General features: G+C 58.0%; 14 protein-coding genes and 1 pseudogene. 4 read left to right on the plus strand and 11 right to left on the minus strand.

Annotation, left to right across the window (positions count from 1 at the left end):
- Positions 1–132: 132 nt before the first annotated feature.
- Positions 133–1,521 (plus strand): TatD family hydrolase, encoded by a 1,389-nt coding sequence (locus CFB04_RS07225; protein ID WP_088534645.1) that lies wholly within the window; start codon positions 133–135, stop codon positions 1,519–1,521.
- Here the strand turns inward: CFB04_RS07225 and CFB04_RS07230 are convergent.
- The 5 genes from CFB04_RS07230 to CFB04_RS07250 all read right to left on the minus strand — a co-directional run bounded on the left by CFB04_RS07230 (position 1,518) and on the right by CFB04_RS07250 (position 6,934).
- On the minus strand, positions 1,518–2,696 hold the full coding sequence (locus CFB04_RS07230; protein ID WP_088534646.1) for a GGDEF domain-containing protein: 1,179 nt from the start codon (positions 2,694–2,696) through the stop codon (positions 1,518–1,520). The two genes, CFB04_RS07225 and CFB04_RS07230, sit on opposite strands and share 4 nt — an antisense overlap.
- Positions 2,697–2,859: 163 nt before the next feature.
- Positions 2,860–3,387, minus strand: coding sequence for a hypothetical protein (locus CFB04_RS07235; protein ID WP_088534647.1), 528 nt, complete (start codon positions 3,385–3,387; stop codon positions 2,860–2,862).
- Between the two features lie 24 nt (positions 3,388–3,411).
- On the minus strand, positions 3,412–4,830 hold the full coding sequence (locus CFB04_RS07240) for a DUF1566 domain-containing protein (protein ID WP_088534648.1): 1,419 nt from the start codon (positions 4,828–4,830) through the stop codon (positions 3,412–3,414).
- Between the two features lie 54 nt (positions 4,831–4,884).
- The gene (locus CFB04_RS07245; protein ID WP_088534649.1) at positions 4,885–5,511 is read right to left on the minus strand and encodes a DUF1566 domain-containing protein; all 627 of its coding nucleotides are present in this window, start codon (positions 5,509–5,511) and stop codon (positions 4,885–4,887) included.
- Between the two features lie 151 nt (positions 5,512–5,662).
- A complete protein-coding gene (locus CFB04_RS07250) occupies positions 5,663–6,934 on the minus strand; it encodes a DUF1566 domain-containing protein (protein WP_172825453.1) in 1,272 nt (423 codons plus the stop codon).
- Positions 6,935–7,232: 298 nt separating this feature from the next.
- Here CFB04_RS07250 and CFB04_RS07255 point away from each other — a divergent pair, with 298 nt between their 5' ends.
- Positions 7,233–7,667: a CBS domain-containing protein gene (locus CFB04_RS07255; RefSeq protein ID WP_088534651.1), complete on the plus strand. Its 435-nt coding sequence runs from the start codon at positions 7,233–7,235 to the stop codon at positions 7,665–7,667.
- A gap of 82 nt (positions 7,668–7,749) precedes the next feature.
- On the opposite strand, the gene CFB04_RS07260 is transcribed toward CFB04_RS07255, so the two are convergent.
- The 3 genes and pseudogenes from CFB04_RS07260 to CFB04_RS07270 form a co-directional block, all read right to left on the minus strand.
- Complete coding sequence (locus tag CFB04_RS07260; RefSeq protein WP_088534652.1) at positions 7,750–9,867, minus strand: response regulator; 2,118 nt, start codon at positions 9,865–9,867, stop codon at positions 7,750–7,752.
- Between the two features lie 81 nt (positions 9,868–9,948).
- Complete coding sequence (locus CFB04_RS07265) at positions 9,949–12,360, minus strand: CheR family methyltransferase (RefSeq protein WP_369833284.1); 2,412 nt, start codon at positions 12,358–12,360, stop codon at positions 9,949–9,951.
- Positions 12,349–12,962 (minus strand): annotated as a pseudogene (locus CFB04_RS07270) (chemotaxis protein CheB); the annotation flags it as partial. The pseudogene CFB04_RS07270 and the gene CFB04_RS07265, both read right to left, overlap by 12 nt.
- A 276-nt stretch (positions 12,963–13,238) precedes the next feature.
- Here CFB04_RS07270 and CFB04_RS07275 point away from each other — a divergent pair.
- Positions 13,239–14,213 (plus strand): chemotaxis protein CheB, encoded by a 975-nt coding sequence (locus tag CFB04_RS07275; protein ID WP_088534655.1) that lies wholly within the window; start codon positions 13,239–13,241, stop codon positions 14,211–14,213.
- Between the two features lie 477 nt (positions 14,214–14,690).
- Here CFB04_RS07275 and CFB04_RS07280 read toward each other — a convergent pair whose 3' ends face one another.
- From CFB04_RS07280 to yedF, 3 genes are all read right to left on the minus strand, one after another.
- A complete protein-coding gene (locus tag CFB04_RS07280) occupies positions 14,691–15,707 on the minus strand; it encodes a transglutaminase family protein (RefSeq protein ID WP_088534656.1) in 1,017 nt (338 codons plus the stop codon).
- Positions 15,708–15,754: 47 nt separating this feature from the next.
- On the minus strand, positions 15,755–16,180 hold the full coding sequence (locus CFB04_RS07285; protein WP_088534657.1) for a rhodanese-like domain-containing protein: 426 nt from the start codon (positions 16,178–16,180) through the stop codon (positions 15,755–15,757).
- A gap of 334 nt (positions 16,181–16,514) precedes the next feature.
- Entirely contained in the window at positions 16,515–17,096 is a 582-nt protein-coding gene (gene yedF / locus CFB04_RS07290; protein ID WP_088534658.1) for a sulfurtransferase-like selenium metabolism protein YedF, read from the minus strand.
- 135 nt (positions 17,097–17,231) lie between these two features.
- On the opposite strand from yedF, the gene CFB04_RS07295 reads away from it, so the two are divergent.
- Positions 17,232–18,119, plus strand: coding sequence for a selenium metabolism-associated LysR family transcriptional regulator (locus CFB04_RS07295; protein ID WP_088534659.1), 888 nt, complete (start codon positions 17,232–17,234; stop codon positions 18,117–18,119).
- The last annotated feature ends 20 nt before the right edge of the window (positions 18,120–18,139 follow it).

Consider the following 18,139-nt stretch of genomic DNA (forward strand, 5'->3'; position numbering starts at 1 on the left):
GGCCGATTATGCCATGAATGGGTCCACGTGTCATTACCAAATTCGGAGCGGCAGGTGCCGCCAAAACCGCCTTGCCAGTATGCGGTCCGAGATGGTAACCTTTACAGAAACTAACGTCCGGGAAGGAAGGTCATGTCACAGGCGCCACAATTCATCGACTCCCACGCCCATATTTACGGCCACGAATTTGCTGCCGATTTCGATGCCATGCTGCTAAGAAGCGATGAGGCAGGTGTTTCACAGATCATAGCTGTAGGCGCAGACATAGAGACGAGCCGGGCTGCCTGCCAACTCGCGGAGCAGCACGACAATATCTGGTGTGCCGTCGGCATTCACCCGCATGACGCGGTGCGGGTAACCGATAAATGTTTCGATGTTATCCGGGAAATGGCAGTAGGCAGCAGAAAGACGGTCGCCATAGGAGAGATCGGCCTAGACTTCTTCCGAGATCGATCACCCCGCCCCGACCAGGAAAGGGTTTTCCGGCGTTTCATACGTCTGGCCAGACAGCTCTCCCTCCCGGTGATCGTCCATGACCGGGACGCTCACGAGAGGGTCATGCGTATCCTGCGGGAAGAGAAGGCGTCCGAAGTGGGTGGGGTATTGCATTGCTTCTCGGGCGACCTTGAGATGGCCCTCGAATGTGTTGACATGGGATTCTATATTTCGATCCCGGGCACCGTCACCTTTCCTGCAAACGAAGCCTTGCGTGAGGTGGTGCGCGGCATCAAGATCGAGAACCTTCTGATCGAAACCGATTGCCCCTACCTGGCCCCCGTCCCTCATCGCGGAAAGAGAAATGAACCCGCATATGTCCGGATCACAGCGGAAAAAGTTGCCGAATTGAAGGGACTCTCGCTGGAGGATGTGGGAAGGATAACCTCCCTCAACACTCGCCGCCTCTTCGGCATCGGGCGAGAGGACCAGAGCGCCATGATCGCTTACCGGATCAGAAATTCCCTCTATCTCAACATAACCAACCGCTGTTCCAACCACTGCTCGTTCTGCGCCAAGTTCGATGATTTCACGGTCAAGGGACACTTTCTCAAACTGCTCCACGAGCCTAACTTCAGCGAGGTTATGGGAGCCATCGGAAATGCCGGAATGTTCGATGAGGTTGTCTTCTGCGGTTACGGTGAGCCACTGCTTCGGCTGGATCTGGTGAAGGCGGTCGCAGCAGAGCTTAAGAAACAGGGTGTAAAGGTACGGATCAATACCGACGGCCAGGCAAACCTTGTACATGGAAGGAATATCGTGCCGGAACTGGAAGGGCTTGTGGATTGCGTTTCGGTGAGTCTCAATGCCCCGGACGCAGTCACCTATGCAAGGCTCTGCAACACGCCGTTCGGTGAAGGAGGATTCAACGCCGTCTGTGACTTCCTTCGTGAGGCGAAGGGCAGGATTCCCAAAGTGGTGGCTTCCGCAGTCACCGTGCCGGGGGTCAATGTAGCAGCGGTTCGCCGGCTTGCGGAATCACTGGGAGTCGAATTCAGGGAACGGGAATATGCCGAAGTAGGCTAGCACTCTGCAGGACCTCGCTGCTCCTCGTCATCGTCCCAGACGCATATACGGTCGCGACCCGTCTTTTTCGCACGGTACAGCACACGGTCGGCCCGCTCGATCAGCTCATCTACGGAAACGAGTCCGCTCGGATCCGCTGCAGCAATCCCCATGCTGACCGTGATGCTTATTGAAGCGGCATCGGTCTGAACAACTCCGTCGATCCGTTCCTTGAGCCGCCTGCCGATCCGCACCGCAGTTTCGAGATCGGTGTCTGGGAGGAACACGGCAAACTCCTCTCCTCCGTAGCGACATGGTGTGTCCGAGCGCCGCATCGCCTCGCTGATCCTCCCTGCCACCTCGAGAAGCACCTGGTCTCCCGAGGTGTGCCCGTACAGGTCATTGACCCTCTTGAAGTGATCGATATCGATCATGACCAGGGCAATGCACTCGAAGGCCGCCCGTTCCTCGGCTACCGCGAAAAAATGCCTCCGGTTGTAAAGGTTCGTCAGCGGGTCGAGCTTAGATATCTCTTCCGCCTCATGACGTGCCCGCTCCACCTCATTCAGGGCTATCGCCAGCTCTTCCCCTTTCTGCTGAATCAACCGTCTTTGCAGAAAGTCAAGCCGCATGTACCTTTCGATGGAATAGGCGGCGGACATGCCGGCAATATTGAAAGCCAGAAAGAAGAAGGTATTGTTGATGAGCACCGCCTGGGGAAGGACCCCCCGGACAAGACAGATGATCTCGTACATGATAAATATGCCCCAGCAAAGGATGGTAGCCCCGATGAAGCGCAGCCTTGTAAAGGTATAGAAGAACATCAGGCAAAGGAGCAGCCCCACGTAATAAAGATAATTCCCGAAGAGGTAGGAACAGGCCAACATCACTATAATTCCCGCCGCCGCGACTGCCCCGTACATGAACAGCACGGGCTGCATCACCTTCGGAAAATGTCTCGAATAGGTAAAGATATAGGATGCGAAAAGTAGGGGGCACACCAGACAGAAGCGGATGAACCATGCACCTTCCTTGAACTCGGGGATGATCTTTGGATCGAGAAATCCGAATACCGCATAGAGCACGCAGCCCAGCATCAAGCTGGCCCGCACCTGCGTAAGGTTCCCCGCAAAATAGTCGGCACGGAACTCCTCTTCGCGTTTCCGGTCCCTGAATTTAAGAGTTAGCTTGTTCATGTCCACTCAACGGAAAGATTGCACCACTTACAATTCATATCGTTCATATTTTCAGAATCTGTACATCGATCAAATCTAACTCAAGACGAAAGCTCCAAACGGCAAAGGCCGCATCCGAGGATGCGGCCTTTGTACTACCTTCAGTTTCCGAACAGATCACCTGCTACTTGAGTTCCAGCGTGTGGGTCGGCGCAAGTCCGGCAACAGGCTCTCCTGCAAGGTTCACCGGCTGGAAGTTGGTCAACGTTATGTCAGTAGGATTGAGGTTGCTGACCGCTCCCTCAAGGTTGACGGTAACGAACTCGCCGGTGCGGAAACCAGCCTGATCGGTGCTTGCCAGTACGAACGTAAGTGTTCCCGGCGTGGTCGCGGTGGCAGGAACGTAATCGGCCGGCGCTATCGTTGCTTTGTCGGCTGTTACGCCGGACGGGGTTATGACGCTGCTGCTGACGGTGCCATCATTCTCCGTCTTTACCGTAACGCCGACAGGTATGCTGACCGTGATCCCGACGCCTGCAAGAGAGGTCGCTTCGGGAAGGTTTCCCTGGGTCGAAATTTTAACGACCGCAGCAGTCGGTGTAACCGGCACCGGATCCGGTTCTTTCTGTGTCGCACCGCCACCTCCGCCGCCTCCGCAACCGAACAGGGACAGGATCAAACCGAACAGCATGAGATACTTGAAAGTTTTCATGTCTTTCCTCCAGAATATGTTTTGTTACAGGAGTCCCACCAGCCTGCGGAGCAGAATTACCACGTCTGCGGAATCGACGCTGCCGTTGGGAGCGCCAACGGGGGCTACATCCAGACGGGTACGTTCTTCGGCAGTAAGTTCGGCTTTTCCGAGGGCTGCACGGAAAGCCCTCACCACGTCGGCCATCCCCTGCGGATCACCACCCGGAGTGGTGACTTGTTCGAAGCTGAATACAACAGTGCAGTCGCCGGTCAGCGGGCCGGTGGTATAGACGTTGCCGTCGAAGGTGCCCGCGGGGCAGGTGCCGCCAACGGTGCCGGGCCTGAAGCCCTCTGCAGGGTTTACAGTAAAGCTTGCGCCTGCACCGCTCGCTACGACCACCTCATTTGCGGCCAGAGTCCCGTTGCCGTTTACGGAGCCGGTGGCAGTGAAGCTAGCTTCTGCCTCGACCCCGGTGCCGGAAAGAGGCAGCTCAAGAGTCGGAGTGTTGCTGGCATTGGATACGATAACAAGAGCGGCGGCCTTTTCGCCGGCCGTGGCGGGAGTGAAGGCGAGCGACATTGTGCAGTTGCCGCCGGCGGGAACGGTTGGCGTGAGGCTGCCGCAGGTTCCGGCGGCTCCATCCCCCGGATTCAGCGTGAACATGGCGTTATCGGTGCCGGTGACGGTGATGCTGGTTACTTCGAGAGGGTCAATCCCGCCATTTGCGATGGTAAGAACCTGGGCCGGGGCCGCCTCCCCCACCGGTATTCCGGTGAAGGCCGCAGGCGCATTTACGTTCACCGGAGCGTTGTAGCTGCGCACGAAGAGGGCATGGTTGGTCGGTGCGTCGTTAGGGCGGGTATCCCCTATGACATGCACTACCCAGCGTCTGGTGAAGGGGGTCACGCCGTCGATTTCACCCAGATACGTGTTGGACGTCCAGTAGAAAACGCCGTTGTTCCGGACATTCCTGAAGCCCTGGGTAGTCAGCCACTCGATGTTGAGCTCCTCCTCGGCAAAACTGAACTCCGGAAGATCTTCGTGGTGGGCAAGGCTGAGCAGCTCCTTGCGATTCGGCAGACGCCACTGACCGGCAAGCGAGCCGTCGTTTACATCGCAGACGCCGCTACGGATGGTCTCTGCATTATCAAGAGCTTGCTGCCAGGGTATGGACCCGAAGCAGTCCGCATTCCTCGTCCAGACCAGATCGGTCATCCGGTCGCTCATGATTCCGTTGGATGTGAAATTTCTGAAGCGGGGCTCCGGGGCCGGCACACCGGCTCTGATATCGCCGTCCTGTCCCCGAGTCCTGAAGACATCGTCGGCGCAACTGACCTCGTTGTTGGCGGCATCGTAGCAGGAGGTCTGGCCGGTTTGTGGCAGCTGAATTGCCGGAGCGGCAAGGGCGCCCGCCGGTACCAGCATGAGCAGGCTTAGAAGCATGTAGCGCAGATTCAACATAACTGTTCCTCCTCAAAAAGTATTCGGACCTTGATGTTCACAGCGCCTGTTCCGTCACTCCGTCGGCAACTGCCCCCCACGCACCGGAAGAACCCTGTAATCTGTGGTGGTGTCCTTGGGAGCGCCCCTCACATTGCCGTCATAAATATTGACCCCCCAGGCCAGGTTGGGAAAGTGTCCGTGAGTGGTTGACGTCCAGTAGCTTCCATCCGGAGCAGAGAAGGGATGGCCTTCAGGAAGCGCCGGAAGGGTGCGGGAGATATCGATGAGGCTCTCCATCTCCACTACGTTAGGAAGGCGCCAGTCGCCTGCGTTCGAACCGTCTGCCAGGCCGCACTCACCGGTGCTCAGTTCATTGGCCAGCCGGAGCGCGTCGGCCCAGTCGGTGGGCGCCAGACAGGTCGTGTTGGTAAGCCAGGTCAGGCCGGTAAGTTCGTCCGTCACCGTCCCGTCAGGAGTGACCCCATCGGCCTGCATATTGACGGTAAATCGCGGAGACGGCCACGCCACACCGGTCTGCAGTTCCCCATCCTGACCGGTGCCTGCACATGTTGGAAGTAGTTCGCCTGCCTCGCTGTAGCAGGTTTTCTGCCCCGTCTGCGGAAGCTGGACCGTCGCAGCCCCTGCGGCAACCGGAAATGCAATCGACGCAACCAAGAGCAACAAGAGTTTTTTGCACATGTAATTACTCCTCCTCGTCTGCGGCCGGCGGACACACCGGCCGTTTCGTTTTCGCGACCCCAGCGGGGCTCGCACCCTCCAGAAGAGCTGTCTGTCTTTCTACCCGTCTTTCATGTCTGTCCCTCCGTCAGAAAAGGATTTTTACTCCGGATTACAGTCCCACGAGCCTGCGTAGAAGTATCACCACGTCAGGAAAACCAACGCTGCCGTCCGGACGGGAAACGCCGTCCGGGCCGAGAGGCGCCAGGTCGTATCGCGCCTTCTCCGAGTCGGTCAGTTGCAGCCGGCCCATGGCATGGCGGAAAACACGCACCACATCCCCCATCCCATAGGTGTCAGCGGCAAAGCTGGCTGTGATGGTTCGATTTGAGGCTATCTCCGTGACCACCAGAGGATTCGAGGTGCTCGTGAAGCCGGATGGTTCCGTCCATTGGACAAAGCGGAATCCGGGATTCGGCACCGCAGCAACCGGAGTGGTATTTCCTCCCGGTGCTACCCTCTGTTCCATGGCGCCGCTGATGCTCCCCCCCTCACCGGCAATGAACGTCACCATGTTCGGAGCCTGCTCGAAGGAGAACAGGAGGGAGCAATCGGCGGTGACGGGTCCTGTCGTGTATGTAGCGCCCTGGAAGGAGCCGGCGGGACACGTACCCCCTACCGTTTCCATGATGAGGTAGCCGGTTGCCGGGGCAAGATTGAAGGAGGCCGTTTCCCCCTGCCGGATAGCGATTGTAGTCTCGGGGGTTACGGTGCCGCTCCCAGCACCGACGGCGGCCGTTACCGTCACATTTACCCGCAGGGGGTCCCGTACGTAGAGGGCGTGGAGGACCCGGTCAGGCTGAGTGTCATCGGAACTGGGCCACAGCGCTCCAGCAGGATGGTAGATCCATTTTGCTGCGGCATCCTGGATGTAGCTGTCCGATGTCCAGTACCAGTGATCTAGGGGGTCCGCGCCTGCCGGCAGGCTTCTCACCAGCCAGGTCCCGCCATCCCCCCGCTCGAAGTTCGTCAGAGAAAGCAGCTCCCTGCGGTTCGGCAGCCGCCATTGACCAGCACGGGAACCGTCCCCCAACCCGCATTCCGCATCAGCAAGCGTCTTCCCGCGGTCGAGCGCCTGCTGCCAGGAAGCGCCCGTGAGGCAGTTCAGGTCCTGCAGCCACACCAGATCGGTCTGATTGTCGGTCAACGTACCGTCACCGTTATCGGTGAAGCGAGTCGCCGGCGCCTGAACTCCGGCCTGAACAGCGCCATCCTGTCCGGCATGAGTATCGCCGCATGGAACAGGGCAGAAGAGATCAGGGCAAGCACCCTGCTCGTAGCACACGGTCTGCCCGGTCACAGGCAATTGCAGGGTGGCCGCGAGCGCCGCGGATGAAACAAGCAGCATGAGGCAAGCGAGCAATCCGGGAAAAATCTTCAGCATGTTGTGTCGCTCCTCGAAGAAAAGTACCGGCGGCCGAGCTGGTTGTGGCCGCGGCAGCCGCATCTGAATTGAAGATCGGGATAATTAGAGGATGCTAACAACAATAGCATTCAATTGAGGTCACGCAAGCTTGCTTATTAACTTTTTTTCATTGTTAGAAAGATAGTGTGCAGCGGGTTCCGGCACACCGGCCGGTATTGTGGGAAGAAAATCTTCTGTTGGGGAGGTCTGCAGAAATGCGGGGTAGCATAATGAGAGAAATGGGATACACTAAACCGAAGAGATGAGAGGAGACACCATGACGACCGTTGAACGTTGGATGACGAGAGGACCGGTCACCATAGAGGCTGACGCTACGATAATAGAGGCGATCCACCTGCTCAAAGAGAAGAATGTCCGGCGGCTGCCGGTGATGGAAAAGGGAAAGTTCGTCGGGCTGCTCACGGAGCGTATGATAAAGGAGTTCACCCCAAGCAAGGCGACCGCCCTCGACACATGGGAGATGCACTACATCCTCTCCAAGACCCAGGTGCGTCAGGCGATGAACCCGAACCCCCTCACGGTCACTCCGGACACCGACCTGATCGAGGCGGCACAGCTGATTCACGACAGAAAGCTGTACGGCATCTGCGTCACCGACCGCAGGGGGAACCTGGTTGGGATCCTCACCACCACGAATATCCTGGAAGCACTCATCGCAATCTGCAGAAACCCCCAGATCTGCGGTCAGTAACCTTCGGAAACAGAAAGCCCGGCAATCCATGGACGCCGGGCTTTTCCTTCAGCCTCATTGGCAGCGGAATCGGTACTTCCGCCTAGCCTGGGACCTTTTTCCCGAGCAGAGACCTGATAACCTCCACCCCCTTCTTCAGATCCACCGGCTTGGGTAGAAAATCATCCATTCCGGCTTCCAGACACCGCTCCCGCTCTTCCTGATATGCATGCGCCGTCATCGCCAGAATGGGTGTGTGCGTGCCGCGAGCCTGCTCTTTACCACGTATCATGCGGGTGGCGGCAATCCCGTCCAGTTTCGGCATCTGCACGTCCATGATTATCAGATCGAACTCTTCCTTTTCCCACATCTCAACGGCTTCCCTCCCGGTCCTGGCAAGGTCCATCCGGAATCCCTGATCCTCGAATATAGCCATCAGCAACTCGCTGGACAGCGGATCATCTTCGGCAACCAGGATTCGCGGGGTCTCTTTGGTTCCGGAAACCGGTGCAACGGCCTCAGCCGCCGCTGAAATGTCATAAGCGCTCTTTTTCGCCTCTTGGACCTCGTCCAGAGGCACGGTAAAGGAAAAGGTGCTCCCCGCCCCATCCTCACTTTCTACGGCGATGCTGCCACCCATCATGCCGATCATCCTGCTGCTGATGGCTAGCCCCAGACCCGTGCCGCCGTGCCTGCGGGTGTTCGTCTCGTCCAGCTGGCTGAACGGGCGAAAGAGAAGCTTCTGCTTCTCAGCCGGGATGCCGATGCCGGTGTCCGCCACCGTGAATGCGATCTCCAGCTTACCGTCCGGGGTTTTGCCTCCGGCCGCGACACGCATAGAAACGCTTCCCCGCTCGGTGAACTTGAACGCATTGCCGATCAGGTTGATGAGAACCTGCCTCAGCCGCACATAATCTCCGCGGACGGTCTCCGGCACTCCTTCTGCAATGGAAACCTCCAGCTCTAGTCCTTTCTGCTGGGCCTCTACCGAAAAGAGCTCCAGCGCGTCGGCAACGCATTCTCTGACCTGGAAGGGCGCTTCCTCGATCTCCAGTTTCCCCGCCTCGATCTTCGACAGGTCTAGAATATCGTTGATGATCCCGATGAGAGCGCCCGCCGACCTGGCGGCTTTGGCCGTCATTTCCCGCTGTTTATCCTGAAGCGGTCCGGCGTATCCGTTCAGGAGCAGCTGGAGCATGCCGAGAACGCCGTTCAGGGGGGTCCGAAGCTCATGGCTCATGTTTGCGAGGAACTGGCTTTTCGCCCTGTTGGCGTTCTCCGCGGCCTCCTTGGCCGACCGCAGTTCCTCCTGGGCCTGCTTCTGGTCGGTAAGATCGGTGAGGGCAATGACGACGCCGCGGGGAGTTTCGCCGGGGCCGCCGTCGGGGACCATCGCGATGCGGAGAAACAGCATAGGAGAGACGCAGCCGGGGCATTCCGCCTGAGTCTCGAAGGCAAGCGGCTCCCCTGCCAGTGCCTGCGCAAACCTGTCCCTGATGGAGTAGAAGAAATCGACCCCATGCACCTCGGAAAAGGACTTGCCGATGATGCTCTCTTCGCTGCCGTGCAGCAGCTGCGCATAGGCGGGGTTGACGAACCGGAACCGCTGTTCCCCGTCCAGATAACCGATGGGTACCGGCGCAATCCCCATGACCAGCTGCAGCTGCCGTCTCGTCTCGTCCCGCGTCTCTTCCGCCCGCTTCAGGTCCGTCACATCGGTCACGGCCGTGCGAAACAGGATCGTGCGCCGCTGATAGTCGGGGACCGGCACACTGGCAAGCTGGATGTCCCGAAGGGAACCGTCCCGGCGCTTCAGGCGAAATTCGGTCACGACCCGGCTTTCACCCTTCATGCAACGTTCCAGATGCTTGAAGAAGATATCGAGGTCAGGACGGGCGACGAACATGGTGAAAGGCAGGTTTTGCATCGCGTGCTGGTCGTAGCCTGCCATACCGGCAAACGTCATGTTCGCTTCAACAAGTCTGCCCTCTCCGGTCAGGCTAATATAGCCGAGGGGAGCATAGTGGTAGAGGTCGGCGAATCGGTCCCGCGATTCTTCCAGAAGAATCTGGGCCTGTGACAGCTGGCCCGAAAGCAGTTCCAAGGTGGACTCACATTCCGCCAGCCTGTCGAGAGCCGCATTCTTCTCGGCCTCCAGGCGCGCGATAATGTCTTCCGTGCTTTGGCTGGCCTGACTGGTATCCCGATTTTTCCTGGCCATCAATTACCCCACCCCCCTTGTAGCTCATCCATCTTTTCCCGTAGAAAACGCCGGATGAACGGAAGGGGAATTTGTGCAGCATCAGTCCTGCTTTTCTTCGAACGCCAGCAGTATTTTTTCATTGCCTTCGGCGCAATAAATCTTCCGGCCGTTCAGCAGCATGTGTCTCTTCCCCAGACTGGGGAACTCATGGCTCACTTCAAACCTTTCGAAACCGCCATCCTCCTGTAACACCTTCTCCAGGAGCTTGCGGAGGGCCGGAATGTTCCACTGTCCGTTACCCAGGTTGAAGAGAAAATTCCCTTCGGTTTCCTGCTGAGTCACCCGGAACCTCTCATAAAAAGCGCGATTGGCCTGCTCGACGATCAGATCTGTGCTCAGGATCAGGAACGGACCGGGCATCGATTCTACGATGGCGTTGGCAAATTCCTGGGCTTGCCGCAGGCTTTCGAGATGCAGCTTCATGTCGCTGATATCGAGGAGCGCTATCACCACGCCGTCGATCTTCTTGTCCAGCGTCATGTAGGGGCGTATGCGCAGCTGATACCAGCGGCCTTCGGCATCCTGCACCTCCAGCTCTTTCGGCACGAGAGTGTCGATCACCTCGTGGATCAACCCCTCCAGATTGGGAAAGTCGATTCTCAAGCGCAGATCTGAGAAAGGCCGCCCCACATCGCTTGGAATGAAGTTGAGGATCTTCTCGGCCATGGGGGTGAAGCGGCGGATCCGCAGATCGGTGGTAAGCATCACCACCGGGAAGCTGACGTTGTTGAGCAGGTTCGACAGGTCGTTGTTCACCTGGGTCAGCTCGGCGTTCCTCGTCTGCAGCTCCTCGTTAACGGTGATCAGCTCCTCGTTGGTGGACTGCAGTTCCTCCTTGGCCGTTTCCAGCTCTTCGTTGGTCGACTGCAGCTCTTCGTTGCTCGACTGGATCTCCTCCACGGCAGCACGGAACTCCTCGTTCATGGAGTCCTTTTCCTCCAGGGTCGCCTGGAGGTATTCCCTCGTGTTCTGCAGATCGGTGCGCAGCAGCTCGAAATCCCGCAATTCCCGCTTTCGGCCCGTGGGCGCTTTGGGGGCCTCCGCATGCATCACGACAGCACTGTCCCGAAAAATGACGAGGAAAAAATGCGGCTTCTTCTGATCCGGTGGGCGGACCGGCACCACGTCGAGGTTCACCCGCCTCTCTTCGCAGTTGCCGTGAAGAATTACCTCCCGCTTGTGTACCGGAACGTTTTGTTTTTTTGCCTGCAGCACCAGTGCACGCACCTCCAGCAGCAGCCCTTCGCGCAGCATTTTCATCAGGTTGAGGCTGCCCGATCCCGACATCGGTTCGATGAAATTGCCGGTTCGCCCCCGAAACTGTAGGATGTCCATGTGCTCGTTGATCAGCACCGCAGCCGGCGCGTAGGAAGCAAGAATCATCCGATCAGCTTCCTTCTGCACGTCGAATTCGCCGGGCATCTCCACCTGCGCTTTCTTTCCCGGCACCTGCTTTTCATCGTACCCGGCAAGCTGGAAGTCGGGGGAGACGCGGTACACCGCCTGCTTCTTCCGGTAAATCTTGTACTTCTTGTCCATGAGCATGAACAGGTCGGCAAAGCCGCCTATGGTTTCGGAAGAGCCGAGGATCAGCACGCCGTCGGGATTGAGGGCGTAGTGGAAGGTGGGGATGATCTTCTTCTGCAGTACCGGCGCCAGGTAGATGAGGACGTTTCGGCAACTGATCAGGTCCATCCGGGAGAAAGGGGGGTCCTTCGCCAGGTCCTGCCGGGCGAAGACGCAGACATCCCTGATCGTTTTGCTCACCTGGTAGCCGCTCTCCACCTTGGTGAAAAAACGTCTGAGACGCTCCTTGGAGACCTCTGCGGCGATGCTCTCCGGATAGATCCCGACGCGGGCGCGTTCCACCGTCCATTCGCTGATGTCGGTGGCGAATATCTGGATCGGGACACGCAGATTCATCTCGGCGCAGCACTCCAGCATGCAGATCGCCAGCGAATAGGCCTCTTCTCCGGTGGAACAGCCGGGTACCCAGACGCGCAAAGGGGAAGTCCCCTTCTGCTTCAAGAGCTCGGGGAGCAGATTCGCCTTGAGGAGGTCGAAGATTTCCTGGTCGCGGAAAAAGCTCGTGACATTGATGAGGAGGTCCCCCGCCAGGGCATCCAGCTCCGCCGCGTTCTTCTTCAGATACTGTGTGTAGTCGGCGAGGGCCTCGACTTTGGTGACCACCATGCGCCGGGAGATCCGGCGGCGGATGGTGTTCAGCTTGTAGTTGGAAAAATCGATACCCGACGACATGCGCAGCATGCGGAAAATATCATACAGCTCGGCCTGGTCGGCCCGCTCCGCCTGCTCCGTCCGCTCGATCTGGCCACCCGGTTCGGCAACAACTATCAGCGGATGCTTGCCGATACGCGCCAGTTCATTGGCGATATGAGCGGGATGGAGCACGAAATCGACAATGCCGGCGGCGATGGCATTGCGCGGCATATCGGGATATTTGGCCGAAACCTCGTCCTGGGCGAAGGTGAGCCCGCCTTCCATCTTGATAGCCTTCAAGCCCTGGGTGCCGTCGTTGGCGGTTCCGGAAAGAATGACGCCGATCGCCATGTTTTTTCGTTCATCTGCCAGGGAATTGAAAAAAAGTCGATGGGCAAGAACTTGCCCGCCGTTTGATCACGGGGCGCCAGCTTCAGATGGCCCTGCTTGATGGTCATCTGGCTGTTGGGCGGTATGATGTAGACGCAGTTGGCCTTTACTTCGACCCCGTCCATCGCTTCTTTCACGGGGATGGCAGCCTTCCGCCCTACTATCTCGGGAAGCATGTTCGCATGGGTCGGGTCCAGGTGCTGGACGACGATGAATGCCATGCCGGTGTCGTGTGGAATAGCTTCAAACAGCTCGCTGAGCGCTTCGATCCCCCCCGCGGAGGCACCGAAACCCACTATGTAGAACGGTTTCACGGGTTGAGGTTCAGCGGCTGTCAGCTTTTTCGCCGGCGCTTTCTTTGCGACGGCTCCCTCTGCGCTCCCCCTGTTTGTCCTGGTTTCTTTGCTGTCTTTATTCTTTTTTGTTTCTTTTCTGGTAGCCATCGTTTCCTCGGAACCGGCGTTGTCGAACCGTCTGAAATCCCCTCGCAGGGCGCTGTGTGACCGTATGTAACCGTCCAACTACTACATCAAAAATTTGTAAAAGAAAATGAAAAGTTAAGGTTTTTGCAATGGTTTCACTTCCCTGTCTCATCAAGTATAGCAAAGTCGAAATCGCATCCGCGCATCGTTTGGGTAAGTAGCCGATCAGCCTAACCGGCAAACGCACATGTGATAGAATATTTCAAGAAACCGCTGCAACCGAGACCGGAGGCTAATATGAAAGGTCGCGACATCATCACAATAGGTGCTTCGGCAGGGGGGGTGGAAGCCCTTCGGCAACTGGTTGCGGAGCTTCCGCACGATCTGCCGGCGGCCCTCTTTATTGTTCTTCATATTCCCGCGCACTCACCGAGCCTTCTCAGTTCTATTCTTGCAAAGAGGAGCAGGCTTCCCGTCATGTCTCCAGGTGACAGAACGACGATAGAGCATGGACATATCTACGTTGCGCCACCCGATCATCACCTGCTCGTCGAAGCAGACCATATGCGCGTCATGCGCGGTCCCAGGGAGAACCGGCACCGCCCGGCAATCGACCCCCTCTTCCGTTCGGCCGCCTGGTCATGCGGGCCGCGAGTTGTCGGCGTAGTTCTTTCCGGAACCATGGACGACGGCACTGCCGGCCTGTGGGCGGTGAAAACGTGCGGTGGCACAACGGTCGTGCAGGAGCCGTCCGATGCCCTGTTTCCCTGCATGCCGCTGAGTGCGCTTAACAATTTAGATATCGACCACTGCCTGCCGCTCCAAGACTTGCCCGAGCTCTTGAACAGCCTCGCGCGCAAGCCGCTGGAAACCGGCGTCACCCACCCCATGCCGGAAAAGATCCGGATAGAAGCGGAAGCGGCGATGCTCGAAAGGAGCATCGAGGATATGGATAAAATCGGCACCCCCTCGGTCTATACCTGCCCTGCCTGCAGGGGTTCGCTGTGGGAAGTGGAGGAAGGAAAGCTGACCCGCTATCGCTGTCACGTCGGCCACTCTTACATGCCGGGAAGCCTCGTGGCGGATCAGTCGGAACAGATCACGGCGGCACTCTACTCGGCACTGACGGCGATGGAGGAAAAAATTGCTATGCTGCGCCGGATCGCTGAGCAGCTGGGAAATGACCTGCCGAAAGAGAAGAAACGGTATGAAGAGATGGCGGACGAGCAGGAGAAGCAGGCAGAGCTGCTCCGGCGACTGATTCGAGGGTAGGAGGTTGTTGAAAAACAGCCATCTCGCCGCCGTCCTCGAAAGCCGCCGTGTGCGGCGTAGCGCTGCTACGCCTCCGTGGGGCTTTCTGCGGGTGCGACGATCTGGCTATTTTTGAACAACCTGAATTTTCCCGTTTTTCGACAAAAAGCCCGAAGCAGCAACTGCTCCGGGCTTTTGTTTGCTGATAAAGCTGACAACGGTGATCCAAAGGGGGGGCGGAGGTTCTCGCGGGAAAGATACCCCGCGCGACCTCCATATTACGAGCGAGCAGAAACAGTTGATGTAACCGTTTAAAAGGTGCTACGGGAGGCGGCATGCTTTGCGTCGTAGCTTTCCTGCGAGAGCCTCCGCACCCCCTACGATGGCGCTATCAATAACAAAGGGTGGTTTGTCAAAACAGCCTGAGTCCGGAGCAGCAACTGCTCCGGACATGCGGTCCTGCCTCATGACAGCGTCACGGTAATCTCGTTACATGACTTATTTTTCCCGGTAACCGATGGTGTACTTGAAACTCTTCGCATCGTAGAAGTCGAGGGGTTTTCCTCCCACCTCTGCATAGGGATACCCGAACGTGTTGAGGGGCGCGCCCGCCTGGGGCGGGTTGAGCACGAGATCTCTTCCCACCGCGAGTTTGATCCGGTACGGATCGATTCCTCCCCAGAAATATTCCCGATGCTCCTTCGCCTTGGGGTCCTGCGGACCGAGCTTTTCCACGAGCATCGCCTTACGCACGTCTGCCGGATCGGCAGGCACCCACCCGTAGCCGGGAAGATAGAATTCGGCCCAGCAGTGCTGCCAGGTGGTGATGTCCTCGCCGGACTTCTTCCCGAGGCGGATGCCGAAGATCTCCCGTGCGGGTATCCCGGCAGCCCGGCATAGTGAGATGAAGACCGAAGAAATGTCGGTGCACTTCCCCCCCGGCTTCTTGAGCAGCTCGCAGACGTCCCCTTTTCCGCATCCCTTGGTGTCGGGGTCGCGATACATGTTGTCGCAGGTCCAGTCGTAGATGGCCCGCGCCCTGGCGAGCACCGTCCTCTTTCCTGCAGTGATCTTATCGGCCAGCTTCTTCACTTCACCGTCCGTGGGCCCGAGGCTCGAAGGCACGAGGTAGTGGCGATAGTCTGCCGTGTCCCACGCAGCTTCCTTCTCTGGGAAATCACGCAGGGCAAGCTCCTGCCGCTTTGCAGAAAACGACAGGCTGAGCTTGCGGCTGCGTGCATCCTCACCCCAACGGGCGTAGAGGATGGGTGTGCCGTTCTGCCGGTCGGTGTAAACCGCAGCCTCCGCATAATCGCCGCCGATCTTGATGTCGCCGATCTGCTGATCCCTGTCCGAAACAGGATAAGGTAGCCACAGCTTCACCTCCTTCCCTGCTTCCTGTCCTGACAGATCCATGTCAACGGTAATTACGCCGCCTGCGGACGCCGCCCCCCAGGCAGTCGCCCCTGCGCAGAGCAGGATCAGGGGCATCAGCATCACAAGTATCTTCTTCATAAAAGCCCTCCTTGATTAGAAGCCATGCACCTGCTAACCTTCCACAACTAACGGCGCACCGAAATTTCGGGATACGGCCACCCCTGCATCCCCTTTTCAAGGATGAAGAGGCGTTTTTCATCGATCCCCTTCTCTTTCAGGTAGTCGTAGGTTTTTTTCGCTCCACCGCCACCCCGCGGACACACTATCACGACCTCTTTGCCGGATGATGCCGCCACCTTAACCGCGCCATCGAGCTTCCGCCGCTCACTCTCGCTCTTGACAGGGAAAGCCTCGGTACGGATCGAGCCACGGAAATGATGCTTCTCGAAATCCGCCGGCTCCTGAATGTCGACGATGATGGTCGGCCTTCCGGTAAGGAGCCATTCGCGGAACTGGTCCTGCGTTACGTACTGGTAGCCCCACGCTCCCGCCGGAATGGCGGCAAGCACTGTCAGCAGCATTGCCATCGCAATAATCTGTAGCCTTAGCATTGAGGTTCCTTTCTTAAGTGGTTAAAGCCTTAGGCCGGGTTCCGCGGCCTCTCCGTTACATTTCGCCGAGTGAGGAAGCCGGGCGGGAAGGGGAATTCTGTCCAGGAGCGAAGCGACTTTACAGAATTCCCCGCCCGACTGACGAGGGAGGGAATCCCGAAGGGACGAAATGTTCCGGGCGGATCTTTCTTTGCGTACTTTCTTTGGAGCCGAGCCAAAGAAAGTACGTGGGGTACGGGGCAACGCCCCGAAGGCATCAGAAATAATAAAAGGGAGGTGTTGTCCGTTCCCTATACATATTTTTTTGCCTCTCCAAGCGACGGAAGTTAACCAATTACAACCGAACAACAGGCCCCTGGAGGAGGCTCTCGGCAATCGTAAACATATTGGTTACCGTTCCCGCCCGCAGCTCCTCCCTCCGCTCGAAAAAATCGAGGCAGACGCCGCACGACATGACCTCCACCCCTCGGTTCCCTAACTGATCGAGGGCTTCCAGAACTTCCGATCCTTCCGTAGTGAGGAGGACGCCACGATTGATAAAGAGCATCCTGTCGGGAAGGTCCGTGACATCGAGGAGGGTGATGATGAAATTCTTCATGAGCAGCCTTCCCAGTTCTTCCGGCCCCTCCCCTAGCGCGTCGGAGGCAACGAGGATAACGTTTCTCCCTTTGCTCTCGGACCGTGTGAGGGAAGCGGTTGCGGTCCTCTCGGGCTGCAGCGTCAGTGAATATCCTCCCTCCACCTCCCGCTCCAGCACGGTGCAGCCTCGTGTAGTCGCGAAACGCGCGACGTTTTCACGGGGCGCTCCCCCATCCACTAGAATTTCCACCGGAGCTCCCGCCCCTTCTTCCAGCGCCCGCTTGGCCGTGACAACCGGCAGCGGACATGCCATCTTCCTGCAGTCTATGGATCGCATCTGCTCCTCATACCCCTTGACGTTGATAGACCGGTGTCGGCTGTTGTTAGTAAACCAGTTGACCCTTGCTTTGCAAATTGATAATTTCAATGAAACCGATTGGTACTATCGTTTTGGTAAATATGTGGAGACGATATGAATCTGAAGCAGCTTGAAGTATTCCAGGCGGTGGCGGAGAGCGGAAGTTTCTCCAAGGGAGCGGAAGCCTCCTTCATCACTCAATCCACTGTGAGCCAGCATATTGCGGCGCTGGAGCGGGAGTTCGGCGTAAAGCTTCTGGACCGGACAGGACGCGGAGCCCTGCTGACGGAAGGAGGAAAGGTCCTTCTCGAACAGGTGCAGCGGCTTGTAGCCGAGGCACGGGAGGTTTACAGGGTCATGGATCGGTTCAAAGGGCTCGACGACGTCCACCTGAGAATCGGAGGGAGCAACATTCCGGGCAGCTACCTGATCCCGGCGGCGCTCCCGCGTCTGCTCGCACGATTTCCAGGAATAAAGGTAACGGTGCTTCAGGGTGACAGCCGGGAAACGCTCCTTAGAGTAATCAAGGACGATGTTGAGATCGGTGTCGTCGGAAGCCGCTTCGCGACCGATGAATGCACCTTCCTCCCCGTCGGAAGGGATACGATCCGCCTGGTCGTAAACCGCCAGCATCCGTGGCGACGTCGCAGGAAAGTCCGGCTCGAAGAGCTGGCGGCCGAGGATTTCATCCTACGGGAGCCGGGCTCCGGCACGGGAAACGCAGTAATGGAAGCGCTGGAGCACGCCGGAGTACGGGTTCAGTCCCTCCGCGTCAGGGCATACTTTGGAAGCAACGAGGCGGTCAAGCATGCGGTAGCGGAAGGGGCCGGCATATCCTTTCTGTCCCTCGTTTCAGTGGCAAAGGAGATTGAGCGGGGAGAACTGGCTGCGGTTCACGTGGAGGGCCTCGCGATTACCAGGGAGTTCTTCCTCGTGGCGCGCGCGGGACGCCAGTTGTCACCGGCTGCTGCGGCTTTCGAAAACGTGTTGCGGCTACAGTAATGGCCCGAATCCCTCTTGAT

This window comes from Geobacter sp. DSM 9736, assembly GCF_900187405.1.
GTDB lineage: Bacteria > Desulfobacterota > Desulfuromonadia > Geobacterales > Geobacteraceae > DSM-9736.

Bases quoted from the DNA above. Each gene is read 5' to 3' on its own strand.
- CFB04_RS07285 (WP_088534657.1), bottom strand. From the start codon at position 16,180: ATGCTAAGGCTACAGATTATTGCGATGGCAATGCTGCTGACAGTGCTT.
- CFB04_RS07265 (WP_369833284.1), bottom strand. From the start codon at position 12,360: ATGCCGCGCAATGCCATCGCCGCCGGCATTGTCGATTTCGTGCTCCAT.
- CFB04_RS07230 (WP_088534646.1), bottom strand. From the start codon at position 2,696: ATGAACAAGCTAACTCTTAAATTCAGGGACCGGAAACGCGAAGAGGAG.
- CFB04_RS07260 (WP_088534652.1), bottom strand. From the start codon at position 9,867: ATGGCCAGGAAAAATCGGGATACCAGTCAGGCCAGCCAAAGCACGGAA.
- CFB04_RS07255 (WP_088534651.1), top strand. From the start codon at position 7,233: ATGACGACCGTTGAACGTTGGATGACGAGAGGACCGGTCACCATAGAG.
- CFB04_RS07245 (WP_088534649.1), bottom strand. From the start codon at position 5,511: ATGTGCAAAAAACTCTTGTTGCTCTTGGTTGCGTCGATTGCATTTCCG.
- yedF (WP_088534658.1), bottom strand. From the start codon at position 17,096: ATGCGATCCATAGACTGCAGGAAGATGGCATGTCCGCTGCCGGTTGTC.
- CFB04_RS07280 (WP_088534656.1), bottom strand. From the start codon at position 15,707: ATGAAGAAGATACTTGTGATGCTGATGCCCCTGATCCTGCTCTGCGCA.
- CFB04_RS07295 (WP_088534659.1), top strand. From the start codon at position 17,232: ATGAATCTGAAGCAGCTTGAAGTATTCCAGGCGGTGGCGGAGAGCGGA.
- CFB04_RS07235 (WP_088534647.1), bottom strand. From the start codon at position 3,387: ATGAAAACTTTCAAGTATCTCATGCTGTTCGGTTTGATCCTGTCCCTG.
- CFB04_RS07275 (WP_088534655.1), top strand. From the start codon at position 13,239: ATGAAAGGTCGCGACATCATCACAATAGGTGCTTCGGCAGGGGGGGTG.
- CFB04_RS07225 (WP_088534645.1), top strand. From the start codon at position 133: ATGTCACAGGCGCCACAATTCATCGACTCCCACGCCCATATTTACGGC.
- CFB04_RS07250 (WP_172825453.1), bottom strand. From the start codon at position 6,934: ATGCTGAAGATTTTTCCCGGATTGCTCGCTTGCCTCATGCTGCTTGTT.
- CFB04_RS07240 (WP_088534648.1), bottom strand. From the start codon at position 4,830: ATGTTGAATCTGCGCTACATGCTTCTAAGCCTGCTCATGCTGGTACCG.